Genomic DNA, 26979 nt, shown 5'->3' on the forward strand with positions numbered 1-26979 from the left:
GGAGGAACCGACGACGACGCTGGTGGTGAGCCGTGGCCTGTGCATCGGCGCCGGGCAGTGCGTGCTGTCCACGCCGGACCTGTTCGACCAGAGCGAGGACGGCCGGGTGCTGCTGCGTCGGCAACCGGTCGACACCGAGGAGGCCCGGGTCGCGGTCGACCTCTGCCCGTCGGGCGCGCTGCGGCTGGCCGCCGGGCGGTCCGGGCCGGTCGTCGACGACCAGGACGCCACGGCGAAGGGGTGGGGCTGATGACGGGCACGGGTAACCGGATCGCCGTGGTGACCGGCGGCGGGCGGGGCATCGGGCAGGCGATCTGTCAGGGCCTGGCCCGCCGGGGCATGGACGTGGTGGCGGTGGACCTGGTCGACCCGATCGAGACGGTGGCGCTGGTGGAGGGCGAGGGGCGCAAGGCCCTCGGTGTCACCGGGGACGTCTCGGACCCCGACGAGGTGGCCCGGATCGGCGCGGAGATCACCGCCGGGATGGGCGGCTGCCACGTCCTGGTCAACAACGCCGGCATCTATCCGGCCAAGAACATCTTCAAGCTGGAGTACGAGGCCTGGCGCAAGGTGCTGTCGGTCAACCTCGACTCGCAGTTCCTGATGACCAAGGCGGTGCTGCACCACATGTGCGAGGCGCGGTGGGGGCGGATCGTCAACCTCACCTCCAACTCGGTCGGCCTGGCCCTGCCCGGGTTCACCCACTACATGGCCAGCAAGATGGGGGTGATCGGGTTCACCCGGGCGCTCGCCAGCGACGTCGCCTCGTACGGCATCACGGTCAACGCGGTCGGGCCGACGCTGTCGCGTACCCCCGGGCTCGCGGAGAGCCCGATGGCGGGGGCGGCGCAGGAGCACGTGGCGGCGATGCAGGCCATCAAGCGGCCGGGCGAGGCGCAGGACGTGGTCGGCACGGTGGCCTTCCTGGCCAGCGACGACGCCGCCTTCGTCACCGGGCAGACCATCATGGCCGACGGTGGTCTGGTCCGGCTGTGAGCCGCACCGGGCCACAGAGTCACTTTTAAGACATCAACTACCAATTCGTGAGGATTGTCCGACCGGACCGGCGTGCGGGTTTCCCGATCCCGCCCGCCGGTCCGGCTGGCGTGCTGAGCTGGTCACGAACCCCGCCGACCTCCCCCGACAGCAAAAGCTATTGCGATTAGCTTTTGAGCTAGCTAAGCTAGCCTCATGACCGCTTCCCGGAACGCTGACCCGCCCCCGACCCGCTACCTGCACCGCGCCGAGGGCCGCATCGCCTACGACGTCCAGGGCAGCGGCCCGCTCGTGCTCCTCGTGCCCGGCATGGCGGAACTGCGCTCGTCGTATCGTTTCCTCACCCCGACCCTGGTCGACGCCGGCTACACGGTGGTCACCACCGACCTGCGCGGCCACGGCGACAGCGACACCACCTTCACCTCCTACGGCGACCCCGAGACGGCCGCCGACATCAGCGCCCTGATCGACGAACTCGGCCGACCGGCCGTCGTCGTCGGCAACTCACTGGCCGCCGGTGCCGGCGTCATCGTCGCCGCCGAGCACCCCGCGCAGGTCTGCGGGCTCGTGCTCGTCGGGCCGTTCGTCCGCAACCCCCGACAGCCGCCGGGCATGCGCAGCCTCTTCCACCTGCTCATGTCGCCGCTGTGGGTGGCCCACGTCTGGAAGGCCTACCTGCCCACCCTCTACGCCGGCGCCAAGCCGGCCGACTTCGCCGACTACCGGGCGGCCGTCGTGGCCAAGCTCCGGCAGCCCGGCTACGGCGCGGCGTTCTCCCGCACCGCCCGGCAGACCGACCACCGCTTCGCCGAGGCGCGGCTCGCCGAGGTGGACACCGCCGTGCTGGTCGTCATGGGCGAGCGCGACCCCGACTTCAAGGACCCGGCGGCCGAGGCGGCCTGGATCGGCGAGACCCTGCGCGGTGAGGTCGTCATGGTGCCCGACGCCGGCCACTACCCGCAGTCCCAGCAGCCCGAGCTGACCGCCCGGGCCGTGCTCGACTTCCTCAGCAGGGTGCACGCCCGTGCCTAGGGCCGGCCTCACGACCGACGTCGTCGTCGCGCGCGGCGCACAACTGCTCGAAGCCCACCCCACCGACGAACTGACCCTCGCCGCGCTCGCCGACAGCCTCGGCGTCCGCGTCCCGTCGCTCTACAAGCACATCGACGGCCTTCCCGGGCTCCGCCGGGGCATCATGCTCCGCGCCAAGGCGAACCTGTCGGCGGCCGTCGCCCAGGCGTGCATCGGCCGCGCCCGCGACGACGCGGTCCGCAGCCTGGCCGCCACCTACCGCACCTGGGCCCGGCAACACCCGATGCAGTACCCGATGACCATCCGGGCACCCGAACCCGACGACGTCGAGGACCAGCAGGCGAGCGCCGCAGCCCTCCAGGTGATCTACAGCGTGCTCGCCGGCTACCAGCTCCTCGGCGACGACGCGATCGACGCCACCCGGTTCCTACGCTCGGTCATCCACGGCTTCGTCAGCCTGGAGACGGCCGGCGCGTTCAAGCTCGCCGCCGACCTCGAACGCAGCTACGACAGGGCCGTCAACAGCATGCTGACCGCCCTGGAGAACTGGAAGCACCCGTGAGCGCCGTGCCCGCCCGGGGCACCCCGCCGGCCACCCCGGTGCCGGTCCTGCACCGCGTCGAGGGCGCAGCCGTCGCCGGGGCCGCCGTCGTCCTGCTCGTCCTGACGGGCTTCGCCTGGTGGTGGCTGTTCGCCCTGTTCCTCGTCTTCGACCTGTCGATGCTCGGCTACGCGGTCGACCACCGAGTCGGCGCGATCGTCTACAACCTGGGACACACCTACGTCGCCCCCTTCGTCCTGCTCGCCGGGTACGGCCTCGCGCACGCCCTCGACGCGACCGGATGGTCGGTGCTCGCGCTCGTGGCCGCCTGCTGGTTCTTCCACATCGGCGTGGACCGGGCACTCGGCTTCGGCCCGCGTCCCCTGCACTGAACCCGGTCGACGGCACCGGGTCGGCGACGCCCCCGCAGCCCCGCACGGAACCCGCCGACGGCACCGGGTCCGCGACGCCCGCCGCACGCCCCGGCGCGTCCCGGCCGCCGCGTGGCGGCCACCACCAGGCTCACGCAGGGTCACCCGGTGCCCGACACGCTGCACCGGCCTGCCGGATGGTGACCGGGTCGTCCGGAAGGATGGCCGACGGGTGGCGGGCGTCCCGCCGGCTCCCGCCGCCCGGCAGACCCGCACACACGGGCGTCGCCCCGCGCGGCGTCCCCCGAGGGGAGCAACGGTGACACTGTCGGACAGGCTCGCACCGGAGGCCGGCCGGCTCCGGCTGGGCGACGGGTCGAGCGTCAACCGGTTGGGCTTCGGCACCATGCAACTGCCCGGTCCCGGTTCCTTCGGCCCCCCGGACGACCACGCGGCGGCGCTGACCGTGCTGCGCAGGGCGGTCGAGCTGGGGGTGAACTACCTCGACACCAGTGACTTCTACGGCCCGCACGTGGCCAACGACCTGATCCGCGAGGCCCTCCACCCGTACCCCGACGACCTGGTGATCGGCACGAAGATCGGGGTGGTACGCGACAACTGGGGCGACTTCGTGCCCGCCGGGGCCCCCGACCAGCTGCGGCGGCAGGTGCAGGAGAACCTGCGCCGGCTGGGCCGGGACCGGTTGGAGCTGGTCTACCTGCGGGTCGGCGGGGACGGGCTGCTCCGCCCGGGCGGGGCCCGGTTCTCCGAGTCGTTCGCGATGCTGGTGCGGCTGCGGGAGGAGGGCCTGGTCGGCGACGTCGGGCTCAGCGGGGTCACCCTGAAACAACTGGACCAGGCCCGGGCGACGATCCCGATCGCTGCGGTACAGAACCGGTTCCACCTGCTCGACCGGGACTGCCTGGACGTGCTGCACCGGTGCACCGAGGAGCAGATCGCCTTCGTGCCGTACTTCCCGCTGGGTGCGGGGCTGCTCAGCGGGCGTACCGGGCGACCGCAGCTGCCGTTCGGGCCGGACTTCAGCGCCACGCAGCGGCGTACCGTCGACCGGATCGCCGACGGGCACGACGCCACCCGCGCGCAGATCGCGATCGCGTGGTTACTGGCGTACTCACCCGCGATCCTGGTCATTCCCGGCACCAGCTCGGTGCGGCACCTCGAGGAGAACATGGCCGCGGCCCGGCTGCGCCTGACCCCGGCGGACCGCGCCGCGCTCGACGCGCTGGCCTGACCGGCTCCACCCGGGCACCCACGTCCCGGCCGGCTGGCGGCACCCGTGCCGGGCCCCGATCCGCCGGTGCCCCGCACGTACGACGTGCGGGGCACCGGGCCGTGGATCAGGCGGCGCAGCCGGCCAGCGCCGGAGTCGGAGTCGGCGCCCCGGGCAGGCCGAGGAACAACCTGGTGCAGTCGATGAGGAACTGCGGGTTCTCCTCCGGGACCCAGTGGCCCGAGTCCGGTACGACGACCTGCCGCACGTCGGTGGCGACCTGCCGGTAGGAGGCGGCGACCCCGGGGCCGAAGGAGAACGCCGCGCCCATCGCCACCACCGGCACGGTCACCGGCTTGGCGGCGGCCTGTGCCCGGTTGTCGGCGATGTCGGTGTTGAACGCGCGGTAGTACTCGTAGCCGGCCGTCCGGTCGGCCGGGTCGCGGTAGGCGCGGTAGTAGACCGGCCGGTCGATGGTGTCGTGCTGGGACGAGAAGTCGAAGATCCGGTCCAGGTAGACCTCGACGTCCGAGTTGTCGATGAGCAGCTCGGGCGTCGGCGCCGGGGTGGCGTTGAACAGGAAGTGCCAGCTGCGGCTGTAGAGGTCCTCCAGGCCGAAGCCGGAGAGCGCGGTCTCGATGACGATCATCCGGGACACGTCGGCCGGGTAGTCCCGCGCCCACGGGTAGGCCACCAACGCGCCGACGTCGTGGCCGAGCAACTCCACCCGGCCGAGGCCGAGCTGCTGGGTCGCGGCGTGCAACCGGCGGGCGGTGGTGGCCTTGTCGTACCCGCCGGCCGGCGCGGCGGAGTCCCCCAGACCGGGCAGGTCGAACGCGACGACCGTCCGGCCGGCGCGCAGCGCGGGCAGCACCGGCCGCCATGCCTGCCAGGTCTGCGGCCAACCGTGCAGCAGCACCAACGCCGGTCCGTTCCCCCCACGCACGTAGTGCAGCCGGGTCCCCTCGACCTCGACGAAGCCGTGCCGGAACCCGGGGGGCAGCGCCCGGTCGGCCGTCCCGGCCGGACCGGGCGGACCGGCGACCGCGTTGGGGGCGGCGACCAGCAGGAGCACGAGCCCGGCCACGGCGGCGACGACCCGACGCCACGGGTGGCGGCGCGGCACCGGGTCACCGGCAAAGACGGACGTTCGCGGGAAGCGGCGCACGAGGAGTCCTTTCGTCCGGATCAGCACTGTCAGGTGACGCGGAGGCCGCGGCCGGGGCAGGCCCCGACCGGCCCGTGCCGGACCGGGCGACGGCGCCCCGGCGGGTCGGTACGGTCGCCCCGCAACACGTCGTACGACGACGGATGGGATTCGCGCCGTCGCATCATGTCACCCTTCCCCGGTACGGTGACCACGTCAATGGTCGATGAAGCGCACGTTGCGAGACGACAGGACGACAGCCGTACGCCTAGCGTCGGAGTATGGCGACCGACAGCGCGGTGGTGGTCGGCGCGAGTATCGGCGGGCTGCTGGCCGCCCGCGTGCTCAGCGAAACCCACGGCCGGGTCACCCTGGTCGACCGCGATCCCCTGCCCGAGCAGGCCGCCAGTCGACGCGGGGTGCCGCAGGGCCGACAGCTGCACGTGCTGCTGGACCGGGGACGGCAGGTACTGGAGGAACTGCTGCCCGGGGTGACCGACGAGCTGGTCGCGCTCGGTGCGCCCCTGATCGACCTGCACGGCGACGTGCGCTGGTACAACGACGGTTACCTGATGCAGCCGGCGGCGTCCGGACTGCGGGCGATCGGGGTGGGCCGCCCCCTGCTGGAGCAGGTCATCCGCAACCGGGTGGCCGCGTTGCCCGGGGTGACCATCCTGCCCGGCCACGAGGTCACCGCCCTGACCACCACACCGGACCGGCGACGGGTGACCGGCGTACGCGTGCACCGCCGGGCCGACGGCCCCTCGACCACCCGGGAACTCTCCGCCGAACTGGTGGTCGACGCCGGTGGGCGGGGCACCCGCAGCCCGGTGTGGCTGGCGGAACTCGGCTACCGCCCCGCCCCGGAGGAACAGGTGCCGGTCGGGCTGACCTACGTCACCCGGCTCTACCACCGTCAACCACAGCAGCTCGACGGGCTGCTCGGGGTCCTCACCAACGCGGTGCCCGGTCGTACCCGCGGTGGGATCGTGGCGGTGCAGGAGCAGGACCGGTTCGCGGTGGCCCTCAGCGGCATGTTCGGCGAGGAACCGCCGCTCGACGACGCCGGCCTGCTCGCCTTCGCCGACAGCCTGCCGGCGCCGGAGATCGGCGCGTTGCTGCGGCAGGCCCGCCCGCTCGGTGCGCCGGCCCGGATGCGGTTCCCGGCCAGCGTCCGCCGCCGCTACGAGCGGCTGCGCCGCTTCCCCGCCGGTTACCTGGTCTTCGGCGACGCGCTGTGCAGCTTCAACCCGATCTACGGGCAGGGCATCACGGCGGCCGCGTTGCAGGCGGTGGAGCTGGCCCGACTGCTGCCCGCCGGGCCGCACGGGCTGGCCCGGCGGTTCTTCCGGCGGGCGGCCCGGGTGATCGACATGCCGTGGTCCATCGCGGTCGGCACCGACCTGCGCTTCCCCGAGGTCCCCGGCCCCCGGTCGGCGCGGGTCCGGCTGACCAACGCCTACGTGCACCGGCTGCACGCCGCCGCCACCGCGAACCCGACGCTCGGTGCGGCGTTCCTGCGGGTGCTCAACCTGGTCGACCCACCGCGCCGGCTGCTCGCGCCGACGGTGGCGGCGCGGGTGCTGCGCGGGTCGGACGGTTCGGCCCGGCGGTTCGACAGGCCGAGAAAAGTCGGCACGCTCGAATAAGACCGCACCGGTACGCGTCGGCATGCTGTGAGCGGGCAGCGGTCGCTGCCCGGCGGGTGCGACGGCACACGGCGTCACCCGTCAGGCCCGGGGCCCGGTGGGCCGGGCGCCTGCCGGGTCGGGTCGCTGTCGTCGGCCGTGGGCCCGCCCGGATCGGCAGAGACGAGGCACCATGGCCCTGCGAGAAAGCCCCGATTCCCCGGCACCCCGCCGGCCGGTGTCGCCGACGCCGGTGCGACCGGTCTCACCGGCACCCGCCCGGCACGGCACCGCCGCCCTGGTCAGCGCTGCCGCCGGGGTGCTGTTGGCGGTGCTCTGGTCGTTCGAGTTCGTCGACTCGGTCATCGGTGACACGGTGGCCAACAACCTGCTCGGCCACGACGCGAAGGCGACCGCTATCGGCGGCACCGGCGCGGGGCTGCTGTTCGCCTTCGTGTCCGGGTTCGCCGGCACCTTCACCGCCTGCAACATCGCGATGGTCGCGTCGGTCGGGCCGCTGAGCCAGGCCGGATCGCCCACCCGGCTGCGCCACCAACTGCGTACGCTGGTCCGCCCGGTGGGCTGGCTGGCACTGGGGATGATCGCGGTCTCCGCGACGTACGGCGCGGTGGGGGTGCTGATCGGCGACAGCCTGCCGCAGCTGTCCACCGAGACGGTAGGTGGCATGCCGGTCCGGCTGATCCAGTCGTCGGTGGTCTTCGGGGTGATCGGGTTGGTGCTCGCCCTGCTCGGGCTGGGTGCTCTCGGGCTGGTGCCCGACGTGTTCGCCCGGCGGCCGGTGGCCCGGGTGGTGCTCATCGGGGCGCTGATCGGCGGTTTCCTCATCGGACGGCCGTACCCGCTGTTCAACAAGCTCTTCCACTGGGCGGTGGAGACCGGCAACCCGCTGTACGGCGCGGCGGCGTTCACCCTCCAGTCGCTGGGCAACATCGTCATCGTGACGCTGCTCTTCGTCGTCGTCGTGCTGGTCACCCGGGGAGGCTTCCTGCGCTGGATGACCGACCCGACCCGCTCGGCGCTGGTCACCGGCGCCCTGCTGGTCGCCCTCGGCGTCTTCACCGTCGTCTACTGGGACCTCCGGGTCCCGGCGATCTTCGGCATCGGCTGGTTCCCCACCATGCCCTACAACTGACCCACCCCAACCCCGCCGCCAACCCCGTTGATCAAGAGGTTTGCGTCACCGTTGATCTCCAACCTGACGCAAACCTCTTGATCACCGCCGCCAGGTGGGGGTGGGGGTGGGGGTTAGGTAGGGGTTAGGTGGGGGGTGCGGTGACGCTGGAGCGGTGGACCAGGGTGGGGGCGATGGTGTGCCGTTCGACCGCTCCCGGGCCGGCCTCGATCTGGCGTAGCAGCATCGCCAGGCCGGCGCGGGCCACCGCGTCGAAGTCGGGGCGCACGGTGGTCAACGGCGGGATGAAGTACGCCGCCTCCGGCACGTCGTCGAAGCCGACCACGCTGATCTCCTCCGGCACCCGACGCCCCCGCTCGCTCAGCGCCCGCAGCACCCCCAGCGCGAGGTGGTCGTTGGCCGCGAAGATCGCCGTCACCTCCGGCATCCGGGCCAGCATCTGCCCGCAGCGGTAGCCGGACGCCGCGCTCCAGTCGGCCGACAGCACCGGCGGCACCTCCGCGCCGGCCGCCCGCAGCGCCGCCCGCCAGCCCTCGACCCGGCCGGCGCTGTCGAACCAGTCCGCCGGGCCGGAGACGTGCCACACCGTGCGGTGCCCGGCGTCCAACAGGTGCCGGGTGGCCAGCCCGGCCCCCGCCGCCTGGTCGACGGTGACCAGCGCCGCCTCCCGGGCCGGATCGCCGTCGACGGTGACCAGCGGCACCCCGTGCGGCAGGTGGTCGAGCGCCTCGTCGGCCGAGGCCACCGGGGCGATCACCACGATGCCGGCGACCCGGTGGTCGAGGTGCCGCTCCACGGCGGCGGAGATGGACCGCCGGTCGAGGGTGCTGACGCTGCCGACGCTGACCGCGAAGCCGGCCGACGCGGCGGCCTGCTCCAGGGCCGCCAGCAGCGACGCCGGACCGTACAGGGTGCTGTTCTGGGCGACCACCCCGATCAGCTGGGAGCGGCCGGTGACCAGTGCCCGCGCCGCCCGGTTCGGTCGGTAGCCCAGCTCGGCGATGGCCGCGCGGACCCGTACCCGGGTCTGTTCCCGGACGTTCGGGTGGTCGTTGAGCACCCGGGAGACCGTCTGGTGGGAGACTCCCGCGAGGCGGGCGACGTCCGTCATCGCAGGACCACGCATGGGGTCATTATCCACTGGCGTGGTCCCGCCGTTCGCCGGTGTCCACGCCCGGCGGCGACCGGAAGTTCCGGTGGTACGGGTCGCCTTGCGAGCCGACGACAGGCTAACGATACTCATGGATGTTCCTGAGCCGGACATGATCGAGCGCCGGGCAGCCTCGATCGGTAGATCCGTATGTCCGCGATCCTCCGGAGGAACCCGCCCATGAGATCCAGGATCAAACTGTTCGGCACCGCCCTGGTCGCCGCCGCGCTCACCGCGCTGGCCGCGATCGCCGCCCCCACCCCGGCCTCGGCGGCGGCGCTGACCCAGGTGACCAACTTCGGGGCCAACCCGAGCAACCTCCAGATGTACCTGTACGTGCCGAACACCGTGGCTCCCCGACCGGGCCTGCTGGTGGCGGTGCACTACTGCACCGGCAGCGGTCCGGCGTTCTACTCCGGCACCCAGTACGCGGCCCTGGCCGACCGGTACGGCTACATCGTCATCTACCCGTCGGTGACCCGCAGCAGCAAGTGCTTCGACGTCTCCTCCCCGCAGGCGCTGCGCCGCGACGGGGGCAGCGATCCGGTGGGCATCAAGTCGATGGTCGACTACGTCCGGGCCCGGTACCCCGTCGACCCGAACCGGATCTTCGCCACCGGCACCTCGTCCGGGGCGATGATGACCAACGTGCTGCTCGGTGACTACCCGGACGTGTTCGCGGCGGGTGCGGCCTTCGCCGGGGTGCCGTTCGGCTGCTTCGCCACCACCGACGGTTCGGAGTGGAACAGCCAGTGCGCCAACGGGCAGGTGACGAAGACCGCGCAGCAGTGGGGTGACCTGGTCCGCAACGCCTACCCGGGGTACACCGGCAAGCGGCCCCGGATGCAGTTGTGGCACGGCACCAACGACGAGACCCTGCGCTATCCGAACTTCGGCGAGGAGGTCAAGCAGTGGACCAACGTGCAGGGGTTGAGCCAGACGCCGACGTTCACCGACACCCCGCAGGCCGGCTACACCCGTACCCGGTACGGCGGTAGCGGCGGCACCGCGCCGGTCGAGGCGATCAGCATGCAGGGAGTGACGCACAACCTGCCGGTCGACGCGGCGCAGGCGATCCGGTTCTTCGGCCTGGACGCCCCGCCGACCACCACCCCGCCCCCGACCACGGCACCGCCGACCACCCCGCCCCCGACCACTCCGCCGCCCACCACCACGCCGCCTCCGACGACGCCGCCGGTGCCGACCACCACGCCGCCGACGCCGTTCCCGCCCACGCCCACCACCCCGGGCCCGGGGGCCGAGTGCCGGATCGCCTACACCGTGAACGCCTGGAACACGGGCCTGACCACCGCGATCACGATCACCACCCTCAGGGACACCGGGATCAACGGCTGGAACCTGGCGTTCACCCTGCCCGCCGGGCAGACCATCACCAGCGGCTGGAACGCGACCTACTCGCCGACCAGCGGGGCGGTCACCGCCACCAACGTCTCCTACAACGGCTCGATCCCCCCGGGTGGCTCGGTCAGCATCGGCTTCCAGGCCAACCACACCGGCAACACCGCGAAACCGCCCTTCTTCACCCTCAACGGCTCCCCCTGCGCGGTCGTCTGACCGCACCCACTGGCGGTGATCAAGAGCTTTGCGTCAGGAGAACCGGTCCGGGTGACGTAAACCTCTTGATCACCGCCGCCACCGGGACCGCCGGCGGCGGTAACGGCGGCGGCGGTCCGCACTAGCGGGTGGGGGTGGTTTGGTGGATGTGGGGACGGGGGTGGGTGGATAGGGTGGCGGCGACGGGGGGTCGCCCGGGGATGCGGGGCGGCGGCCGGCGCGGGAACGGCGGGTTCGCAGCCCGGTGGGCCAGCCGCAAGCGACCGAGCCGTCGTCACCACCGGTCGTCCACAAGGGAGCATGCATGCGTCTGAATCGATCGATGAAACTGGTGCGGTACCGGTTGCCCGCGTTCGCTCTCGGTCTGGGCGTGGTCACCCTCGTCGCCACCCCCGCCGCCGCCGTGCCGGCGGGCGTCCACCCGGCGGGCCCCGCCACGGGCGTCGCCTCCGCAGCCGCCCGTCCGGGCGACGCGGCGGCGCAGGCCCGCACCGTGGGCACCGCCACCCGCCCCTCGGCTGCGCGGGCGGCGGGCTGGACGCCGGTGCCGGGTACGGCGCAGGCCCGGTCCGCGCCGGCCACCGCCACCTACGGGGGCGACCTGCACGTCTTCGTGCAGGGCCCCGACGGGCAGGTACGGGTCGACCGGTACGACACGAACACCGACGCCTGGTCCGGCTGGTCCACCGTCCCCGGTGACGCCATGGCGACCTCGGCACCGGCGGCGGCCGTCTACGGCGGGGAACTGCACCTGTTCGTGCAGTCCGACCAGAAGATCCGCACCAACCGGTACGCCCTGGACACCGGCGCCTGGTCCGGCTGGAGCACGGTCGGTGGCACCACGTCGGCGTCGTCGGCCCCGTCCGCCACCGTCTACGGCGGCCAACTGCACCTGTTCGTCCGGGGCGCGAACGGCAAGGTCCGCACCAACCAGTACACGCTGGACACCGCCGCCTGGTCCGGCTGGGCGACCCTGGCCGGCCCGACCGGTGCCAACTCGGCCCCGTCCGCCGCCATCTACGGCGGTGACCTGCACGTCTTCGTCCGGGGCACGAACGGCAACGTGCGCACCAACAGGTACTCGCTGTCCACCGGGGCCTGGTCGGGGTGGGGCGACGTGCCGGGGACCGCACGGGCGGCGTCCGCGCCGGCCGCCCTGGTCTACGGTGGCGGGCTGCACGTCTTCGTCCGTACCGGCGGCGACGACCTGCGCACCGCCTGGTATCTCCAGGATTCCGGCGCGTGGACGGGCTGGAGCACGGTCGACGGCCCGGGCCAGACGATCTCCGCTCCGGCGGGAAGCGTCTACGGCGGTCTGGTGCGGCTCTTCGTCCGGGGTGCCGACGACGAGATCTACCAGGGCCAGCCCTGACGGTTGCCGCTGCGCCGCCGCCCCGTCCACCGACCCGGTGGGCGGGGTGGCGTCGTGTCGCGGGCCGGGCGGTGGTCTGCGGAGTCCGGGCCGGACGGTGGTGGCTAGAGTCCGGGCATGGATGCGCAGGGGCGACGGGCGGTCGTGGTGGGCAACAGCGACGGCGTCGGGCTGGCCCTGACCCGGCAACTGGTGGCGGCCGGCTGGACGGTCGCCGGGGTGTCCCGCAGCGGCAGCGACCTGACCGCCCCCGGGTACACCCACCACGTCGCCGACGTCACCGGCGACACCTACCGCACGGTGCTGGCCGGGGCGGTCGACCGGCTCGGCGGGGTGGACGTGTGCGTCTACGCGGCGGGGGTCGGTGAGTTCTTCGACCTCGGTGACCTGGCGGCGCAGACCCGGGCGCTGGAGGTCAACCTGATCGGTGCGGCGCGCACCGTGGAGGTGGTCGTGCCGGCGATGGTGGCCGGGGGCGGCGGGCACCTCGTGGGCCTGTCCAGCCTCGCCGACGCCGCCCCGTCGGCCCAGGCACCCGGGTACGCCGCCGCCAAGGCCGGGTTGACGTCGTACCTGGTGGGGTTGCGGGGCGCGCTGCGCCCGCACGGGGTGCGGGTGACCGTCGTGCGGTTCGGGTTCGTCGACACCAAGATGGCGAAGTCACCGGTCAAGCCGATGCTGCTCAGCGTGGAGCGGGCCGCCGACGTGGTGCGCGACTGCCTGCGTACCCGGCCGGCGGTCGTCTCCCGGCCCCGGCGGATGGCCGCGGTGGTGCGGGTGGCCGGGGTCGCGGCGAGGGTGGCTGCCCGGCGTTGAGCCGTCCCGGCCGTGCGACCGGGCCGACCGGCGGCACGGCACGGCATCACCCGGGCCCACCGCCTTGAATTCGCGACGATCGTCGTGGGATTCTGGTGCGTCGATGGCTGCCGCGCGCGGGGCTGACAGTCGTCCAGGGCAACCGGGAGCCGTTGGGTTTCCGGGGGACGGCGACAAGCACGACGGAACGACGCCAGCACTCCCGTCCATCAGTCCCGCCCGCCGTCTCGACGCCCTCGTGGGCGACGCAACCCCGACCGGCCGGGCGGTGTGCTGTGGTGACCCACGAAGGAACCCGTATGAACAGAGATTCCGCCCCGTCGTCGCGCCCGTCGCGTCGCCGGGAGCGCTGGACGGCGCTCGCCGCGAGCCTGCTGCTCGCCACCGGTGGGCTCGCCGTGACCGCCCCGTCGCCCGCCGACGCGGCGGCCGACCCGGTGACCGTGACCGTCAACGCCAACGCCGGGCTGGCCACCGTGCCGGCCACCGCGTTGGGCGTCAACCACGCCATCTGGGACTCCCAGCTCGGCACGGCCGAGACGTCGGACCTGCTCAAGGCCGCCGGGGTGCGGATGATGCGCTACCCGGGCGGCTCGTACGCCGACATCTACCACTGGCGTGACCACACCGCGCCCGGCGGGTACGTCGCCCCGAACACCGACTTCGACACGTTCATGGCCGCCGCCCGGCGGGTCGGCGCGCAGCCGATGATCATCGCGAACTACGGCACCGGCTCCCCCGCCGAGGCCGCCGACTGGGTGCGCTACGCCAACGTCACCAAGGGGTACGGCGCGAAGTGGTGGACGGTCGGCAACGAGAACTACGGCAACGGGCACTACGGGTCGGCCTGGGAGGCAGACGACCACCCCGACAAGAGCGCCAGCCAGTACGCCCGGCTGGTGGTCGACTACGCCGACGCGATGAAGGCGGTCGACCCCACGGTCAAGGTCGGCGCGGTGCTGACCATGCCGGGGAACTGGCCGGACGGGATCACCGCCGGCAGTGACCCGGGCCCGTGGAACCGGACCGTGCTCTCCATCGCCGGCCCCAAGATCGACTTCGTGGACGTGCACTGGTACCCGGGTGGCACCGCCGCCGAGTCGCTGGCCCGCACGGCCCACATCGACGAGGCCGCCCACCTGCTGCGCGACCAGCTCGCCCGGTACGCCGGCCCGAACGCCGCCCGGATCGGCATCAGCTTCACCGAGCTGAACGTCGGCACCGGGCAGAACACCCAGCCGGGCGCGCTGTTCCTCGCCGACGCCTACAGCGACCTGCTGGAGAACGGCGTCTTCACCGTGCAGTGGTGGAACGTGCACAACGGCATCGGCACCGTGTCGCAGGTGGGCGGGCAGACCGACTACGGCGACTTCGGGCTGCTGTCCAGCGGCGGGTGCACCGCCGACAACTCGGTCTGCGAACCGCCGCTGAACACCCCGTTCGCGCCGTACCACGGGCTGTCGATGATGAACCTGTTCGCCCGGCCGGGTGACCAGTTCGTCCGCGCCGCCACCGATGAGCCGCTGGTCACCGCGCACGCCGTGCGGCGGGCCGACGGGGATCTCGCGGTGCTGCTGGTCAACAAGGACCCGGCCAACGCCCGACCGGTCACCATCGACTACGCCGGCTTCACCCCGTCGGACGCCGCGCCGACGACGTACTCGCTGACCAACGGGGCGTCCGGCGTGGTCACCGGGCAGTCGGGCAGCGCCGCCAGCCGGACGCTGCCGGCGTACTCGCTGACCACCCTGGTGCTGCGGCCCTCGTCCCCGGTCACCGCGCACCCGGCCCCGCCGGGGCAGCCGACCGCGAGCGGGGTGACCGACAGGTCGGCGACGATCTCCTGGTCGCCGGCCCCGCCGAAGGGCGCCCCGATCGCCAAGTACGAGGTGTACCGGCAGAACGGCACGGTCAGCGAGCAGCTCGGTGAGACGGCCGGCACCTCGTTCACCGTGGACAACCTCGTCCCGGGCACCCGGTACACGCTCAACGTGCTGACCCGGGACACCGCCGGGAGGGTGTCCTGGTCGTCGTCGCCGGTCACCTTCACCACCGCCGGCCCGGCAGACAGCACCTGCACCGTCCGGCTCACCACCGCCAGCGACTGGGGCAACGGCTGGGTCGGCAACGTCGAGATCGTCAACAACGGGGCGAACCCCGTCGACGGTTGGACGTTGACCTGGAGCTGGCCGACCGGCTGGCAGCAGGTGAGCAGCGGCTGGAGCGCCACCTGGACGCAGACCGGGCGTACCGTGACGGTCGCCAGCACCGACGACAACCGGCGGATCGCCGCCGGGGGCAGCACCACCGCCGGTTTCGTCGGGTCCTACGGCGGCCCGAACGTCCCGCCCACCGGTTTCGTGCTCAACGGCACCCCCTGCACGGTGGGGTGACCGGGCGGGGTGGCCGCCGCAGCACCGCTGCGGCGGCCACCCCGGGGAGCGGTCAGAGACCTGCCGCGTGGGCGGCGGTGGTGCCGCCGACCACCGGAAGAACGATCTTGCTGCTCTTCAGGGCGACCTGGATGTTCGCGGCGGTGGTGTCCGCCTGGCTGGAGTACTGCGGGTAGCTGGCCACGATGATCACGCCGATCCGGTGGCCCGGCTTGAACACGTAGTCCTCCGGCAGCAGCGGGAAGGTGAAGTTGTACGACTCCCCCACCACCAGTGGCACGGCGGTCCGGATCGACTGCCGGTTCTGGGCGTCCATGATGCCCTTGGTGACCAGCTCGTAGTCGGCGGTGGCGACCCGCTTGGCGGTCTGCTTGTAGCAGCCGTCGTCGGTCGGGCTGTTCAGCCCCCAGCAGTCCTCGGTGGCCAGGGTGACGATGCCCTCACCGGAGGCCCGGTGCGCCACCCGCTCGTCGGTGCCGTAGTCGACCAGGATCGCCCCGAAGTTGGTGTCGGTCTGGTCGGCCGAGGCCCGCAGCTGCACCGTCGGCGTGCCCGAGATGTGCAGGGGCGCGGTCAGCGGCGCGGACAGGAACGCCAGCCGGTTCGGCTGCACGGTGTCCGGGTTGAGGATCATGCTGTTCTGGCTCTGGGTCCGGCTGTCCTGGAACGCGCCGGTCGCCGGCTTGGCGGTCGGCACCAGCTTCAGCCCGCCCGCGCCGGTGGTGCCGGGCTGGAGGAACACCTCGGTGTCGGCCTTGCCGGGGATCGGCCAGTCGGCGTGGGTCTCCCACACGTCGGCGGCCCGCTCCAGGTCGACCCGGGGCTCGTCCATGATGCCGTTGGCGATCCCGTGCAGCCAGAAGTCGAACCACCGGTGCAGGGTGGACACCCACACCGCGCGCCGCGAGTCGAACGGGTCGACGTGCCCCTCCTGGGAGAGCCACAGCTTGCGCTGGACGTTGTTCTCCGCCAGGGCGTACCAGAATTTGCTGAAGTGGTCCGCGCGGACGTTGTCGTCGTTGAGACCGTGGTAGAGCAGCACGCTGGCGGTCATGTTGGGGACCTTCTTGACGTAGCTGCGCTCGTTCCAGAAGGCGGTGTAGTCACCGGTCTCGTCGCCGTCGGCGGCGGCCATCGCGTCGCGTACCGGCTTGCAGTAGTCCCGCCGCTCCGGGTTGGTGACCGTGTTGGCCAGCGACGCCACGTAGCTGTTACCCCGGGTGACCACCCCGTTGCTGCGTACGTAGTCGTAGTACTCGGTCGGGCCGCTGATCGGCACCACCGTGGTCAGGCCCTTGACGCCGGTCACCGCCGTCGCCATGGCCAGCGAGCCGTCGTACGACTTGCCGATCATGCCCGACTTGCCGTTGTGCCAGTCGGCGGTGACCACCTGACCGGCGGCGTTGCGCGCGGTGGCCCGGCCGTTGAGCCAGTTGATCGCCTGCTTGGCGCTGAGATTGTCCTGGTTGGCGTTGGTGGTGGGGCAGCCGGTGGAGTTGTTGGTGCCCACCATGTCCAGCAGGATCACCGCGTAGCCGCGCGGCACGAAGTAGTTGTCGTAGAACAGCGGCCACTTGTCGAGCAGTCCGTCGCCGTCCAGGTCGGCCTTGCACTCGGACTCGTTGCCCCGGCAGACCGTCGAGTAGTACGGGCTGGCGTCCATGATGACCGGCACCTTGAGCCCGTTCGCGGTAGCCGCCGGTCGCATCAGGTCGAACGCGATGATGTCGCGCAGACCGTCGTTGTCGCTGTCGAAGGTGGAGTCGATGAACAGGCGTTCCCGGATGGCGTCGCCATAGCCGAACACCGGCTGGGTGACCCCGTCCTGGACCACGATCGTCGGTACGTCCTGCGCCGCCAGCGCCTGTGGTGCCGCGCCCAGGGCGGCGAGCACCATCGCGGACAGTGCGGCCACCCCGGCGCGGAGGGGTGTTCCCGATCCAGCCATGCGGTCTCCTTGAATCTCGGCGAGACCGCGCACGTTATGGGCCGACCGACCGGCACCACCACCTGCACCTGTAGGAACTTTGCCCCGGCCGCCCCGACGACACCGGGCGGGGCGGTGGACGTGCCGGTCAGTCCCGGTAGCCCCACTGCCGCAGCGGCTTGTCCAGCACCCGTTCCACGGCGGCGAGCTGCGCGTCGCCCAACTCCTCGTGGTACGCGGCCCGCCGCCCGGCGTGGAACCGGTACCGCCCGAACCCCTTCTCGAAGGCCGGTGACCAGTCCAGGTCGAGGAAGTCGAGCATCCGGGCCACCTCGCCGCGCGGGTCGGCGAGCAGGTCCTCGTAGCGCACGTCGAGCCACTGCCCCTCGGGGTGCGCGGCCCGCGCCTCGGCGAAGGAGTCCATCAGCATCTTCCAGCCCAGCGCGGCGAGCACCGGGAACGACCTGTCGTATTCTTCCCACTCCTGGCGCAGGTCGGTCGGCAGCGGCCCGAGGAACCAGTTGTCCGGCCCGCGCCAGCCGTCCCACCAGCCCATCTGGAGCCAGGAGTTGGTCACCGCCCGACCGTCGCGGACCACGTTGACCACCCGCAGCTGCGGGTAGCCGGCCCGCAGGAACCCGGCGCGCGGCCAACCCGTCACGTGGTGCAGCAGCAGCCGGCAACCCTGCCGTTCGATCCGGGCGTCGAAGAAGGCCCGCAGCCGCCGCCGCAGGTACGGGGTGAGATCGTCGGCGGTCAGGTCCCGGCACGGGCGGGAGAAACCGGCCACCACGTGCCGGTCCAGCAGGTCGTACGCCTCCGACGGGGCGACCCGCAACCGGCCCTTCTCCAGCAGCCGGCGGCTGTGCCGCAGCGACGTCATACCCGCCGGGCGGGGCGCGGAACGCCGGTACAGCGGCCCGTTGAACCGGCCGGCCAGGTTGAGCCGGGACAGCTTGTCGTCGACCCCGGAGACGAACCCGACCCCTGGGTGCCGGGACAACAACTCCTGCACCAGCGTCGAGCCGCACCGCCCGGTGCCCACCACCACCGCCAACATCGCTCAGCCCTCCTCGTGCCCGGTCGACCCCGCCCGCCCGACGCCCACCGACCGTCCACCGGTCGCAGCCGGCCCACCCCGCGCGGGCCGCCCCGCCCCGGCCGGTGCCGGGACGCCGCGCCGCCACGGGTAGCCGAACCGGCGCAGCCCCGGCGCGGTGAGCCCGGTGACCAGCGCGTACGACCAGCGGGACAGGTCGCGCCGCCACTGCACGTCGGCGGTGATCGGCACCGGGCCGGTCCGGTGCCGCGACGGGTTGCCGGCCACCGAGTGCGTCGGCGTCAGCCGTACCGTCGCCGGGCCGGTGAACGGGCCGCCGTCGGGGTCGACCCCGGCGAAGGCGACGATCCGGCGCAGCGTCGCCTCCGGGTCGGCGGTCAGATCCTCGTAGCGCACCCGCAGGTAACCCGCCGGTGCACGGTCACCCCACAGCCGGACGGTCACCGTGTTCCAGACCAGCCAGAGCAGGGCCGCCTTCCACACCGGCGGTCGGCTCATCAGCTCCGGGTCGGTGTCGCCGTCGAGACCCCGGCGACGACGCCAGGAGAAGGCGGTGGCCCGGGGGTCACGGACCAGGTGCAGCACCCGCAGCTCGATGCCGGGCAGCGCGCCGAGCAACGCACCGTACGGGGGCAGCTTCGACGAGTCGACCACCACCCGTGCCCCGGTGTGCCGGGCCACGGCCGCGTACAGGTCGGCCAGGACCGCGTCGTCGGGGTGCGCGGGCACCGGCCGGAGACCGCGGCGGTGCCGGCGCAGCAGCGCAGGCAGCCCGCGCATCCGCAGCCGGCCGCGCAGCCCGGCGGCGATCGCGGCGGCCCGGTCGGTCGGCAGTTCCCGGCGCACCCGGTCCCACAGGGGGCAGTCCCGCAGCGGCCGGCCACAGCCGCAGGGCCGGTTCTCCAGCTCCCCGCGCTGCCACAGGTACCGCAGCTCCCCGGCGGCGAAGACCCCGTCGTACTGGCCCAGCACGGTGGTGACCAGGGTGCTGCCGCTGCGTCCGCTGCCGGCCAGGTAGAGCACCCGCACCGGCGGGTTCACACCGGCTCCCGCACGGCCTGCGCGGCGCTCGCGTAGACCTCCCGCAGCCGGGTCAGGTGCGCCTGTGGGGAGAAGTCCCGCTCCACCCGCGCCCGACCGGCCCGCCCCATCCGGTACGCCCGCTGCGGGTCGGCCAGCACCCGGTGCAACCCGGCGGCCAGCGCGACCGGTTCGTCGGCGGGCACCACCTCACCGTCCACCCCCGGGGTCACCAGCTCCGGCAGGCCACCCAGGTCGGAGGCGACCACCGGAACCCCGCAGCCGTACGCCTCCAGCACCGCCATCGGCTGGTTCTCGTTCCACCGCGACGGCACCGCCACCACCGTGGCCGAGCGGACCAGCTCGTGCAGCCGGGCCTTGTCCAACCGGCCGTGGAACCGGACCCGGCCGGGGGCCCGCCGCCGGGCCAGCTCGGTCAGCCCGTCGCGGGCCGGGCCGTCCCCGGCCACCTCCAGCACCACGTCGTCGGGCAGCCGGGTGAGCGCCTCGATCAGCACGTCGACGCCCTTCTCGGCGGCCAGTCTGCCGGCGAAGACCACCGGCCCGCCGGGTGCCGTCTTGACCGCCGTCGCGGCGACGTCGACGAAGTGCGACACCACGTGCATCCGGTCGGGGAAGACCCCGGCCCGGCGCATCACGTCGGCCAGGAACCGGCTCGGGCTGACGAACGCCTGCACCGGCCCGTACGCCCGGGTGGTGCGGTGCAGCCACGACTCGACGGCGAGCAGCGAGCTGGCCCCCAACGAGCCGTCCTTGCAGCGGCGGCGGGCCGCGCGCAGCGGACCGCCGGTCACGCAGGCGTCGCAGACCGCGCCCCGGTCGAGCATCTGGTAGCTGGGGCAGGCCAGCTTGTAGTCGTGCAGGGTCATCACCGCCGGCACCCGGGCGGCGCGCACCGCGGCCAGCACCGACGGGGAGAGCTGGTGGTAGATGTTGTGCAGGTGGACCACGTCGGGCCGGAACTCGTCGAGCACCCGGGCCAGGCCCCGCCGGCTGGCCGGCGACCAGATCATCCGGGCCGCGACCGCCGCCCGGGCGCCCGCGCCGCGCGGCGTCGGGTCCAGCTCCACGTGGGACGGGAAGTGCCTGGCGTACGGGGTGGGCGCGTCGTTGTCCGGGTGGGTCATGCCGAAGAAGGCCACCTCGTCGCCGTCGCCCCGTTGCAGCTCGGCGACGTCGAGCAGGTAGCCCTCGGCGCCGCCGCGCCGGTAGAGGAACTTGTTGACGTGGAGGACACGCATCGGCCTGCTCCGGAGGTGGCTGCTGGGGTCCGTCGGGGGTCGGGAGGTGGGGTGGTCGCCCCGGACAGCAGCGGTGACCAGGGGCCCCACCGTATGCAACACCGGTGTCGTGAGTCCAGCTCATGATCCCCAAGTAGCCACACGGCCCATCGCCGGCTGACCACACGGCCACGTGGTCAGCCGCGATGATCTGCCGGTACCGTGTGCCCCACCCCGCCCGACGTGCCCGAGGAGGACCCGGTGCCCCACCCCGACGAACCTTCGGCGCTGGCGTACACCGCCCGTCGGGTCCGCCGGCACCTGCGCTGGGCGCGTACCGAGGGCATCCGGCGACTGGTCGAGGAGGACCGGCTCGACCCGGTCGACCGGGCCCGCACCGCCCTGGCCAAGTGGCGCTGGCGACGGACCCATCCCGGGCCGCCCGGCCGGGCCGTCCCGGTCTACCTGGTGGGCCTGCAACGCTCCGGCACCAACATGCTGACCCGGGGATTGGACGCCGACCCGTCGGTGGAGGTCCGCAACGAGAACGACCGGGTGGTGTTCCACCGTTTCCGGCTGCGCCCCGACCCGGTGCTGACCGCCGTCATCCGGCGCAGCCGGCACCGGTACGTGCTGGTCAAGCCGCTGTGCGACACGCACCGGGTGGACGAGCTGCTCGACCTGTCCGGGGTTGCGCCGGGGCGGGCGCTGTGGGCGTACCGGGACGTCGACGACCGGGCCCGCTCCGAGGTGGCGAAGTTCGGCGACGCCAACCTGCGGGCGCTGCGGGCGATCGCCGAAGGCACCATCGGGGACCGCTGGCAGGGGCAACGCCTGGACCCGTCGACGCGGGAGCTGGTCGCCGGCTTCGACCACGACCGGATGACCCCGCACACCGCCGCCGCCCTGTTCTGGTACGTCCGCAACTCGCTGTACTTCTCCCTGGGCCTGGCCGACCGCCCGGACACCCTGCTCTGCTCGTACGACGCGCTGGTCGCCGACCCGGCCGGGTACACCCGGCGGTTGTGCGCCTTCCTCGACCTGCCGTACGACCCGGTGTTGCACGCGCACGTCGGCGTCCGCAGCCCGGCGCGGCCCCGGCTGGACATCGACCCCCGGGTACGGGCGCTGTGCACCGAGCTGACCGGCCGGTTGGACGCGTCGGCCGGCCGACCCGAGGCGGTGGAGCATGGCTGACCCCACCGACCCGGCCCCGCACACCGCACCGGACCCGCAGGCCCGGCCCGCACGGACGGCCGACCCCGCACCGGACCCGCAGGCCCGGCCCGCGCCGGACGCGGCAGCTGGGGCGGGTCGGCCGCAGGGGCCGATCTTCCTGGTCGGGTGCCAGCGGTCCGGCACCACGATGCTGCGGCTGGTGCTCGACTCGCACTCCCGGGTCAGCTGCGGCCCGGAGACCCGGTTCCTGGCCGACATGCAACGCATCGTCGGGCGGGACTGGGAGCGGTTGTCCCGCTTCGGATTCCCCCGCGATTACTGGCTGGGCCGCATCGCCGACTTCTTCGGCGGCATCCAGGCCGACTACGCCCGCTCCCGGGGCAAGACCCGCTGGGCCGACAAGACCCCGCTGTACGCGCTCTCCATCGACTTCCTGGCCGAGGTCTTCCCCGACGCGCAGTTCGTGCACGTCGTGCGGGACGGCCGGGACGTGGTGGTGTCGCACCGCAAACGGTTCGGCTACTGGTCGGCGGTCAAGTGCGTGGTGAAGTGGCCGCGCTACATCCGGATCGCCCGCGCCGCCGGGGCCCGGCTGCCGGCCGACCGCTACCACGAACTGCGCTACGAGGAGACGGTCACCGACCCGGAGAAGGCCATGCGTGGCCTGTTCGAGTTCCTCGGCGAACCCTGGGAGGCTGGCGTGCTCGACTACGACGGCAAGCAGCACGACGTGGCGGGCAAGTACACCGCCGAGGCGGAGCGACGGCGGGCCGCCGCCGGCACCGACGCCCCGATCTACGGCTCCCGGGTCGGCACCTACCGCCGGGAGCTGGACCCCTTCCTGCGGGTGCTGGTCCGGGTCTTCTCCGGTGCCACCCTGCGCGAACTGGGCTACCGGTGAACCGCCGGGACGGGTCGCCGGGGCGGCGGGCGGCCGGACCACCGGCGACCGGCCGGGCCGGGTCGTCGGCACACCGTCGGGCCGGGGCGGCGGTGGCCCGCCGGGCCGGGCGGCGGACGCTGATCGCCGGTGCGCTGCTGTTCGCCCTGGTCGCCGGGGCTGCCTGTTCGGACGATCCCGCTCCTGCTCCCCGGCCCGCCCCGTCGGCGACCGGGCCGTCGGCCGGTGCCAGCGGTACGCCGCTGCCGGCCGGTGCGCCGGTCCGCAACCCGTTCGGTGCGCACTGGGACTTCTCCCGGCACGACCAGTTCGTGCCCTACCTGGAGAAGCTCACCGGCTCGACGACGTACCACGAGTTGAGCTGGTGTGACATCGAGAAGACCCAGGGCAGCCCGGACTTCGCGGCGGTGGACCAGATCGCCGAACGCAGCCGCAAGCTCGGCATCACCCTGCACCTGAAGATCCGCACCGGGGTGTGCTGGGCGACCGGCGGGACGGCGAAGTTCACCCGGGGCCAGGCCAACAAGACCGAGTCGGCGATGCCGACGGACCTGGCCGCCTACCAGAACTTCGTCCGCACACTGGTGCAGCGGTACGCGCCGTACGGCGTCGGCGAGTACGCCATCGAGAACGAGGTCAATGCGCAGCAGTACTGGGCGGGCAGCCCGGAGGACTACCGCCGGCTGGTCACCGCCGCCGCCGAGGCGATCCGGTCGGCCGACCCGAAGGCCAAGGTGGTCGACTCGGGCATGAGCAGCGTCGCGTACGGGATGGGGGTCGCCGACCGTTTGCTGCGCGCCGGGCAACCCGACCAGGCCGTCGCCGCGTACCAGGCGTACTTCCAGCGGCGGATCGGCACCCGGGGGCGGCTGATCCCGGCGGTGAACGACCCGACGGCGTTGCGCACGGCGTTGGACAACGCGCAGAACTCCCGCAACCTGGCCTACCTCGCGGTCACCGAGAAACTGCTCGACGACCGGGTGGTCGACGTCCGGCAACTGCACTTCTACGAGCACTTCTCCGGGGTGCCGGCGCTGCTGGACTACCTGCGGGCCGAGACGCCGTCCGGGGTGCCGGTGCAGGCGTGGGAGGTCGGGCAGTTCTGGAAGGACGGCGGCGACGACGCCGCGGCCCGGGGTGACGAGATGGTCAAGGTGGTCAGCATGCTGGTCGCCGGGGGCATCCACGAGGTGCTCTGGTTGCCGCTGGCGTACAACCCGAACAACCGGGCCGGTGCGGAGGTCCGCTACGGGCTGCTCGACCCGGACGGCACCCAACGGCAGGCCGGCGCGATGATGGCCGCCCTGGCGGCGGCGGCCCGGGACGCGACCGTCGAGCCGGTGAACGGCAAGGGCCTGACCGGGGTGGCGTTCCGGCGGGGTGCGGAGAGCACCCTGGTGGTCTGGTCGACCTCCACCGGCACTGTGTCGTTGCCGGCCACGGGCGGGGTGACCGGGGGGCCGGTCGGTGCCGACCCGACCGCCCGCACCGGTGCGCTGCCGATCGGCCCGAGCCCGGTGCTGGTGCGGGCGCAGGGTGACCCGGCCAGCGTCCTCGCCCCGATCCGCTGACCGGCTCCCCACCGCACGCGGTCCGATGGTAGGTGCGGTGGGGCCCCGGGCCGGTGCTCTCGGGGGCGGGCGGTGTGCGGCGGGCGCGGGTGAGCCCGGCGGGCTCCCATGATCACATTGCGATTTTGCGCACTGTCCTCGGCGTGTCGTCTACATAATCGCCAGCTGTTCATGGTCCCGCACGTTGGCGCAGCGGCGTTCAGCCCGGCGACGGGGCGTGGCCCGCTCGCTCACCAGGTACGGGGCCAGCCGAGCAGCTCGGCGAGGCGGGCGTTGTGCGGGGCGAACCCGGCGGCCAGCTCGGCCCGTAACGCCGGGGTGAGCTGCGACGGGCCGGTGTCCGCCCGGCGGGTGTGCCGGGCGAACTCCGCCGGGGTGAACGGGGCCAGCCCGAGGAACCGCAGCACGCCCGCATAGGTGGCCGCCGGGTCGGCGTACAGGTCCTCGCTGCGGATCACGTGCAGCCGGTCGGCGGGCAGGTGGGCGTACCAGCGGTCGAGCTGTTCGGCGTAGCGGCCCCGGGCGGCGTAGGAGAAGTTGCGCAGCGCGTGGTGGGCCGCCGGGGTGTCCGGCCCGTCGGCCAGCGCCCCGGCCAGCCGCCCCGACTCGGCGGCGAGCGCCTCGGCGAAGCCCAACGGCTCCAGCCCGTACGAGCGGGTGTGCAGGTAGTGCGAGTAGGCCCGCTCGACCGGGTCGCGCAGCAGCGCCACGAACCGGGCCTCGGGCAGCGTCGCCGCCACCCGGGCCGGCACGCTGGGGTGGAACAGGTAGTAGGGGCTGGCCTCGAAGCTGCGCCGGCCCGGGGCGGCCGGCGGGAAGTGCGCCCGGTACCAGCGGGTCCCCCGCCCGAAGTGCAGGCTGAAGAACTGGAGTTCCTTGCCGGTGGCGGCCCGCACGTCGGGATGCGCGGCGAGGTAGTGGTGCAGCGAGGTGGTGCCGCACCGCTGCCCGCCGATGATCAGGAAGTCGGGCAGTACGCCGACCCGGCCGGGCCGCGCCGCCCGCGCCCAGGCGCGGGTGCCGCGTACCACCCGACGGAGCCGGTCCACGGCGACCCGGCGCGGCCCCGCGCTCACCGCGACACCGCCCGGTCGGAGGTGTCCCGGCCACCCTCGCCCACCCCGGAGGGGGGCGGACCGTCGTCGGACGGGACGTCCCCGGCGGCGGTGTCGGGCGGGTCGCCGCGACGGCGGCGGGCCAGGGTGCGCAGCACCATCAGATCCTCCCGGCTGAGCCCCAGCGCCAGCACGGTCCCCAGGTAGACGGCGACGATCGTGGTCAGGCCGACGAACGGCCGCCACGGCCAGCCCGGCACCAGCCAGCGCACCAGCAGCCCGGCGGCCAGCGCGACCACCCCGGCAGCGAGCCCCTTGGCCATCCCGACGGTGAACGGCAACGCGCCGGTCAGGTGGCGGACCTGCACCACCCGGGCGATGTTGACCACGATCAGCGAGGCGCTCCACGCCGCCGCCGCGCCGACGATCCCGTACGCGGGGATGAGCCACAGGTTGAGCAGCACGTTGAGCACCAGGGCGACCAGGTTGTCGGCCATGTTGAGCGCCACCCGGCCGGACATGTTCAACACCGTGCCGCACGGCCCGGTGGCCGCGTTGACGAGCTGGCCGAGGGCGAGGATCACGGTCACCGCCGCGCCGGTGGCGACCTCGCCGCCGAAGACGCGCAGCAGGTCACCGGGGAGGACCAGCAGTGCCACGAACGCCGGCAGCGACAACCGGACCACCCAGCCGGTGGCCACCGCGTAGACCCGGCGGACGTCGTCGAGGTCCCCCCGGTGGTAGAGGTGCGCGAGGTACGGGCCGAACGCCGCGTTGACCGGCGCGAGGACGAAGATGGCCACGGTGACCAGCCGGGTCGCGACGTTGTAGACGCCGATCTCCGGGTTGGCGAAGAAGCCGAGCAGCAGGGTGTCGACCCAGATCAGCCCGGTCGACGACAGCGACGACACCCAACTGACCGTGGAGAAGCGGAACAGCTCCCCCGGCCGGTGCACCGGGCGGGCCGGCGGCACCCGGCGCACCAGCCGGGCCAGCGACAGCAGGGCGAGCAGGGCGGCCGACCAGCCGGCCACCACCAGCGCCCAGAACGCCCCGGTCAACCCGGCCCCGGTGACCAGGGCGAGCACGGTGAGCAGCAGCCGGGTGCCCGGCTCGTAGAGCTGGCCGATGAAGGTGTACGGCCGCTGGGTGCGCCAGCCCCGGGTCGCCGCCAGCGCCGCCTCACAGATCGTCGACGCGGGCAGGGTCAGCGCGACCAGTCGTAGGCCGGTGACCAGTCCCGGGTCGTGGAGCCGGTCGGCGAGCCACGGTGCCCCCCAGGCCAGGGCCCCGGCGAGGACGACCGACGAGCCGGCGGAGACGGCCAGCCCCAACCGGACGGTGCCGCGCAGTGCCGGGGCGTCGTCGTCGGCCAGGTGCACCGCCACGAACCGGGTCAGCCCGGCCCGGAACCCGGACAGCGACAGCAGCCCGGCCAGCGACAGCACCGCGTAGCACTGGGCGTACCGGCCGACCTCCCGGATGCCCAGCACCCGGGCCAGCAGCAGCATGACCAGGAAGACCGCCGCCTGGCTGAGCAGGGCACCGAGCAGGTTGAGACCGCCGCCCCGGGCCATCCCCCGCACGTGCTGGTCGCCCCGGGTGGACGCTTCGGTCACC

General features: G+C 73.3%; 23 protein-coding genes. 15 read left to right on the top strand and 8 right to left on the bottom strand.

Annotated elements, in window-relative coordinates; translation table 11 throughout:
- Positions 1-19: 19 nt before the first annotated feature.
- The 6 genes from ACQP2H_RS17735 (at position 20) to ACQP2H_RS17760 (ending at position 4192) form a co-directional block, all read left to right on the top strand.
- Positions 20-250, top strand: coding sequence for a ferredoxin (locus ACQP2H_RS17735; protein ID WP_208566830.1), 231 nt, complete (start codon positions 20-22; stop codon positions 248-250).
- Positions 250-996 carry an SDR family NAD(P)-dependent oxidoreductase gene (locus ACQP2H_RS17740; protein ID WP_219462709.1) on the top strand — a complete coding sequence of 249 codons (747 nt, stop codon included), beginning with the start codon at positions 250-252 and terminating at the stop codon, positions 994-996. The genes ACQP2H_RS17735 and ACQP2H_RS17740 overlap by 1 nt, the downstream gene beginning before the upstream one ends.
- A 195-nt stretch (positions 997-1191) precedes the next feature.
- Positions 1192-2028 carry an alpha/beta fold hydrolase gene (locus tag ACQP2H_RS17745; protein WP_433228105.1) on the top strand — a complete coding sequence of 279 codons (837 nt, stop codon included), beginning with the start codon at positions 1192-1194 and terminating at the stop codon, positions 2026-2028.
- Positions 2021-2590 (top strand): TetR/AcrR family transcriptional regulator, encoded by a 570-nt coding sequence (locus tag ACQP2H_RS17750; RefSeq protein ID WP_219462713.1) that lies wholly within the window; start codon positions 2021-2023, stop codon positions 2588-2590. The genes ACQP2H_RS17745 and ACQP2H_RS17750 overlap by 8 nt, the downstream gene beginning before the upstream one ends.
- Positions 2587-2961, top strand: coding sequence for a DUF4260 family protein (locus ACQP2H_RS17755; RefSeq protein WP_219462715.1), 375 nt, complete (start codon positions 2587-2589; stop codon positions 2959-2961). Before ACQP2H_RS17750 ends, ACQP2H_RS17755 begins: the two co-directional genes overlap by 4 nt.
- Positions 2962-3259: 298 nt before the next feature.
- Positions 3260-4192, top strand: coding sequence for an oxidoreductase (locus ACQP2H_RS17760; RefSeq protein WP_363823974.1), 933 nt, complete (start codon positions 3260-3262; stop codon positions 4190-4192).
- Positions 4193-4298: 106 nt separating this feature from the next.
- On the opposite strand, the gene ACQP2H_RS17765 is transcribed toward ACQP2H_RS17760, so the two are convergent.
- A complete protein-coding gene (locus ACQP2H_RS17765; RefSeq protein ID WP_308290787.1) occupies positions 4299-5339 on the bottom strand; it encodes an alpha/beta fold hydrolase in 1041 nt (346 codons plus the stop codon).
- Between the two features lie 260 nt (positions 5340-5599).
- Between ACQP2H_RS17765 and ACQP2H_RS17770 the strand changes: the two genes are divergently transcribed.
- Both ACQP2H_RS17770 and ACQP2H_RS17775 read left to right on the top strand, forming a co-directional pair.
- Positions 5600-6967, top strand: coding sequence for an FAD-dependent oxidoreductase (locus ACQP2H_RS17770; protein WP_219462716.1), 1368 nt, complete (start codon positions 5600-5602; stop codon positions 6965-6967).
- 172 nt (positions 6968-7139) lie between these two features.
- A complete protein-coding gene (locus ACQP2H_RS17775; RefSeq protein ID WP_255597612.1) occupies positions 7140-8099 on the top strand; it encodes a hypothetical protein in 960 nt (319 codons plus the stop codon).
- 124 nt (positions 8100-8223) lie between these two features.
- Here the strand turns inward: ACQP2H_RS17775 and ACQP2H_RS17780 are convergent, their stop codons facing one another.
- Complete coding sequence (locus ACQP2H_RS17780; protein WP_208566834.1) at positions 8224-9210, bottom strand: LacI family DNA-binding transcriptional regulator; 987 nt, start codon at positions 9208-9210, stop codon at positions 8224-8226.
- Positions 9211-9429: 219 nt separating this feature from the next.
- Between ACQP2H_RS17780 and ACQP2H_RS17785 the strand changes: the two genes are divergently transcribed.
- The 4 genes from ACQP2H_RS17785 to ACQP2H_RS17800 all read left to right on the top strand — a co-directional run bounded on the left by ACQP2H_RS17785 (position 9430) and on the right by ACQP2H_RS17800 (position 15405).
- The gene (locus ACQP2H_RS17785) at positions 9430-10824 is read left to right on the top strand and encodes an extracellular catalytic domain type 1 short-chain-length polyhydroxyalkanoate depolymerase (RefSeq protein ID WP_357534379.1); all 1395 of its coding nucleotides are present in this window, start codon (positions 9430-9432) and stop codon (positions 10822-10824) included.
- 304 nt (positions 10825-11128) lie between these two features.
- Positions 11129-12196 carry a hypothetical protein gene (locus ACQP2H_RS17790; protein WP_219462718.1) on the top strand — a complete coding sequence of 356 codons (1068 nt, stop codon included), beginning with the start codon at positions 11129-11131 and terminating at the stop codon, positions 12194-12196.
- Between the two features lie 117 nt (positions 12197-12313).
- Complete coding sequence (locus ACQP2H_RS17795) at positions 12314-13012, top strand: SDR family NAD(P)-dependent oxidoreductase (protein ID WP_433228109.1); 699 nt, start codon at positions 12314-12316, stop codon at positions 13010-13012.
- A gap of 299 nt (positions 13013-13311) precedes the next feature.
- Positions 13312-15405 (top strand): cellulose binding domain-containing protein, encoded by a 2094-nt coding sequence (locus ACQP2H_RS17800; RefSeq protein ID WP_433228111.1) that lies wholly within the window; start codon positions 13312-13314, stop codon positions 15403-15405.
- A 52-nt stretch (positions 15406-15457) separates the two neighbouring features.
- Here ACQP2H_RS17800 and ACQP2H_RS17805 read toward each other — a convergent pair whose 3' ends face one another.
- The 4 genes from ACQP2H_RS17805 to ACQP2H_RS17820 form a co-directional block, all read right to left on the bottom strand.
- A complete protein-coding gene (locus ACQP2H_RS17805) occupies positions 15458-17353 on the bottom strand; it encodes a CocE/NonD family hydrolase (protein WP_433228113.1) in 1896 nt (631 codons plus the stop codon).
- A gap of 127 nt (positions 17354-17480) precedes the next feature.
- Positions 17481-18392 (bottom strand): sulfotransferase family protein, encoded by a 912-nt coding sequence (locus ACQP2H_RS17810; protein ID WP_219462723.1) that lies wholly within the window; start codon positions 18390-18392, stop codon positions 17481-17483.
- Positions 18393-18395: 3 nt separating this feature from the next.
- Positions 18396-19433, bottom strand: coding sequence for a sulfotransferase family protein (locus ACQP2H_RS17815; RefSeq protein ID WP_219462725.1), 1038 nt, complete (start codon positions 19431-19433; stop codon positions 18396-18398).
- Positions 19430-20674 (bottom strand): glycosyltransferase, encoded by a 1245-nt coding sequence (locus ACQP2H_RS17820; RefSeq protein WP_219462728.1) that lies wholly within the window; start codon positions 20672-20674, stop codon positions 19430-19432. The genes ACQP2H_RS17815 and ACQP2H_RS17820 overlap by 4 nt, the downstream gene beginning before the upstream one ends.
- 240 nt (positions 20675-20914) lie before the next feature.
- Here ACQP2H_RS17820 and ACQP2H_RS17825 point away from each other — a divergent pair, with 240 nt between their 5' ends.
- Genes ACQP2H_RS17825 through ACQP2H_RS17835 form a run of 3 tightly spaced genes read left to right on the top strand, consistent with a single transcriptional unit; the run spans position 20915 to position 24304 of the window.
- Positions 20915-21850, top strand: a complete 936-nt coding sequence (locus tag ACQP2H_RS17825) for a hypothetical protein (RefSeq protein WP_357534367.1) — start codon at positions 20915-20917, stop codon at positions 21848-21850.
- Positions 21843-22733 carry a sulfotransferase family protein gene (locus ACQP2H_RS17830; protein WP_357534365.1) on the top strand — a complete coding sequence of 297 codons (891 nt, stop codon included), beginning with the start codon at positions 21843-21845 and terminating at the stop codon, positions 22731-22733. The genes ACQP2H_RS17825 and ACQP2H_RS17830 overlap by 8 nt, the downstream gene beginning before the upstream one ends.
- Positions 22730-24304, top strand: a complete 1575-nt coding sequence (locus ACQP2H_RS17835; protein ID WP_363822901.1) for a hypothetical protein — start codon at positions 22730-22732, stop codon at positions 24302-24304. The genes ACQP2H_RS17830 and ACQP2H_RS17835 overlap by 4 nt, the downstream gene beginning before the upstream one ends.
- Positions 24305-24534: 230 nt before the next feature.
- Here the strand turns inward: ACQP2H_RS17835 and ACQP2H_RS17840 are convergent, their stop codons facing one another.
- A complete protein-coding gene (locus tag ACQP2H_RS17840; protein ID WP_219462735.1) occupies positions 24535-25380 on the bottom strand; it encodes a sulfotransferase family protein in 846 nt (281 codons plus the stop codon).
- Positions 25377-26978: a flippase gene (locus tag ACQP2H_RS17845; RefSeq protein ID WP_363822895.1), complete on the bottom strand. Its 1602-nt coding sequence runs from the start codon at positions 26976-26978 to the stop codon at positions 25377-25379. Before ACQP2H_RS17845 ends, ACQP2H_RS17840 begins: the two co-directional genes overlap by 4 nt.
- Position 26979 lies beyond the last annotated feature (1 nt).

The sequence above is a fragment of the Micromonospora sp. CA-248260 genome (assembly GCF_050942205.1).
In the GTDB taxonomy this organism is placed as follows: Bacteria; Actinomycetota; Actinomycetes; order Mycobacteriales; family Micromonosporaceae; genus Micromonospora; species Micromonospora antibiotica.

Coding starts and splice junctions, on each gene's coding strand:
- ACQP2H_RS17770 (WP_219462716.1), top strand. CDS start 5,600: ATGGCGACCGACAGCGCGGTGGTGGTCGGCGCGAGTATCGGCGGGCTG.
- ACQP2H_RS17775 (WP_255597612.1), top strand. CDS start 7,140: ATGGCCCTGCGAGAAAGCCCCGATTCCCCGGCACCCCGCCGGCCGGTG.
- ACQP2H_RS17740 (WP_219462709.1), top strand. CDS start 250: ATGACGGGCACGGGTAACCGGATCGCCGTGGTGACCGGCGGCGGGCGG.
- ACQP2H_RS17805 (WP_433228113.1), bottom strand. CDS start 17,353: ATGGCTGGATCGGGAACACCCCTCCGCGCCGGGGTGGCCGCACTGTCC.
- ACQP2H_RS17745 (WP_433228105.1), top strand. CDS start 1,192: ATGACCGCTTCCCGGAACGCTGACCCGCCCCCGACCCGCTACCTGCAC.
- ACQP2H_RS17800 (WP_433228111.1), top strand. CDS start 13,312: ATGAACAGAGATTCCGCCCCGTCGTCGCGCCCGTCGCGTCGCCGGGAG.
- ACQP2H_RS17820 (WP_219462728.1), bottom strand. CDS start 20,674: ATGCGTGTCCTCCACGTCAACAAGTTCCTCTACCGGCGCGGCGGCGCC.
- ACQP2H_RS17785 (WP_357534379.1), top strand. CDS start 9,430: ATGAGATCCAGGATCAAACTGTTCGGCACCGCCCTGGTCGCCGCCGCG.
- ACQP2H_RS17810 (WP_219462723.1), bottom strand. CDS start 18,392: ATGTTGGCGGTGGTGGTGGGCACCGGGCGGTGCGGCTCGACGCTGGTG.
- ACQP2H_RS17830 (WP_357534365.1), top strand. CDS start 21,843: ATGGCTGACCCCACCGACCCGGCCCCGCACACCGCACCGGACCCGCAG.
- ACQP2H_RS17795 (WP_433228109.1), top strand. CDS start 12,314: ATGGATGCGCAGGGGCGACGGGCGGTCGTGGTGGGCAACAGCGACGGC.
- ACQP2H_RS17790 (WP_219462718.1), top strand. CDS start 11,129: ATGCGTCTGAATCGATCGATGAAACTGGTGCGGTACCGGTTGCCCGCG.
- ACQP2H_RS17780 (WP_208566834.1), bottom strand. CDS start 9,210: ATGACGGACGTCGCCCGCCTCGCGGGAGTCTCCCACCAGACGGTCTCC.